This window comes from Neisseria sp. P0022.S010 (genome assembly GCF_051956635.1).
The window spans coordinates 1-2238 of record NZ_JBQCXF010000479.1 but is presented as its reverse complement, the minus strand read 5'-3'; the positions used below and the strand labels follow the sequence as shown (position 1 = coordinate 2238).

The 2238-nt window shown below is 38.1% G+C and carries 3 protein-coding genes; all 3 read left to right on the top strand.

Features of this window, described 5'->3' with window-relative positions; genetic code table 11:
• The coding region (locus ACTHUT_RS18350) for a type VI secretion system accessory protein TagJ (RefSeq protein WP_440419332.1) at positions 1-793 on the top strand (793 nt) is incomplete at its 5' end.
• 33 nt (positions 794-826) lie between these two features.
• Complete coding sequence (gene tssE, locus ACTHUT_RS18345) at positions 827-1339, top strand: type VI secretion system baseplate subunit TssE (RefSeq protein ID WP_250589700.1); 513 nt, start codon at positions 827-829, stop codon at positions 1337-1339.
• On the top strand, positions 1336-2238 hold a 903-nt coding region (locus ACTHUT_RS18340), incomplete at its 3' end, for a type VI secretion system baseplate subunit TssF (RefSeq protein ID WP_440419330.1). The genes tssE and ACTHUT_RS18340, both read left to right, overlap by 4 nt.

Below are 2238 nucleotides of genomic sequence, written 5' to 3'. Positions count from 1 at the left end.
GGACATGATTGAGCTTGTGCGTTCAAATCCTGACAATCACGAACATCGTTTAGCGCTGATTCAATATCAGTGTCTGTGCGCAAAATGGGGACAGGCTTTAAAACAGATTGGACAATATCAAAAACTGTTTCCTCATACCCAAAAACCTTTAATGCTTTATCTTATTGAAAATATTTCTGCTGAAATGCGGCGTCAGGCAGTTTTGGAAGCCCAACAAAAACCAAAAACACTAGAACTACACGCAAGCAAACTTGATATTCTTCAAAAGCAACTCTCTTTAGTTGCCCATGTTTCAGAACAGCAAAACAAATCCCTTGTCGATGATTATACTGTGCTATCTGAGAATATAGAAGGCTCCCCCGTACATATTACTTACCTTTTAGCAGATAAATCAGTTTCCGAGATTGATAGTGACTGGATTATTGATGGAGACGTACGTACTGCCTTCGTTTATGAATATTTCTATCAAGGTCACTACTACTGGCAAACATGGGATTCTATTGAAAATATTTCTTTCAAGACTCCAAGTTCCTTACTGGACATCATTTGGAGGCCGTCTGAAATCAAATTTACAAATGGTGAATGTATTCAATGTATCAGCCCTGCTCGTTATGCTGTTATGCCTGGGGAAGAAACAGCATGGTCAGATCTGCTAATGAAGTGTTCACAAACTGACTGGATAGAAATAGCAGAGCAACTCTTTACAGGGGTTGGTCAAAAAACTTTGTATACCGACAACCATAATTTTGGCCTTTTAGATATTCGTAATATTAGATTTGAACAAAATCATTAAAATCTATCTATCTTTCAAACCCAACAATTAAACATGTCGCAATTCAAAAATCAACTGTTACCCTCTTTATTTGACAGACTAACAGATGAAGAGCCACGCAGAAAAAAAGAGGCACGCTCCGATCAGGTCATTAATCTTGATCAATATCGGCAAGCCGTACTGCGTGATATTCTTTATTTACTGAATACATGCAACATACAAGCAGAAACTATGGGGATTGGCCTGACTGAAAATGTACGTTCTTCTACATTAAATTACGGTATCCCTCCCCTTTCTGGTGTTAATTTTTCCGATATTGAATGGCAAGATGTGGAACAGAACATCAAACAAGCTATCATCGATTTTGAACCTCGTCTTGAAAATAAGACTTTGCAAGTGATCGTAAATACCTCAGACGATGATGACGATGCTTTACACAATAAACTCATTATTGAAATTAAAGGTTACCTGAAACTCAATCCTTATCCTAAAGAATTCTTGCTACGAACCAGTATGGATGTTGAAACAGGATTGTTTGACTTATTAGATGGGGGAAATGGGGCTTGAATAATAAATTACTGTCTTACTACAACAAAGAGCTAACTTTTCTAAAGGAAATGGGTAAAGAGTTTGCAGCCCAATATCCTAAGATAGCCTCAAGATTAGCCTTAGATACAACTGATATTCCTGATCCATATGTTGAAAGACTCTTGGAAGGGGTAAGCTTTCTTACCGCACGCACCCAACTTAAACTGGATGCGGAGTATCCTCGTTTTGTCCAAAGAATCTTAGAAGTTGTTTATCCTGACTTCATCAATCAAAAACCGGCTGCAGCTATCGTCAATCTAGAACCCACCAGTCAATATAACGCTGATGTGATCAATCTACTGGAACGAGGCAAAATATTGAGGTCTCTGCCCATTGACGAATTCAAAGTCAGTTGTCCATTTTCTGTAACTAAAACTACTGAAATTCTGCCACTTCGTATTGAAAAAGCCAAATACACTGACTCAATAGGTTATTTACCAAACACACTCCCTGCACTCAAACACTCCCCTGGTAAGAAAGTACAATCTGCCTTACGTTTGGATTTTTCATTGAGCGTACCAGGCGCATGTTCAGAGATGTTGCCAGATGAATTATCTATATTTTTAGGTACAGAACTTTCCAAATCTTCTTCATTGCTGTTTCTATTGGCTTCTGAATGCGTAGGTGTTGTTTGCCACAGTTACGAAAATCCAAAACAATGGTTTTACCCATTGCCTACTACACCAGAACATCGTGGTTTTCGAGAAGATGAAGCCTTATCATTTAATTTAGATAAATCGGTGAGTGCATTCCGAATTATGCAGGAGTATTCACGCCTACCGGAAAAGTTTCTATTTATTTCTCAAAAAAATATTAAACAAGCCGTCCAACAAGCCGAGAAAAAAGGACATTTGCCTAAAGTACCTGAACATTTAGAG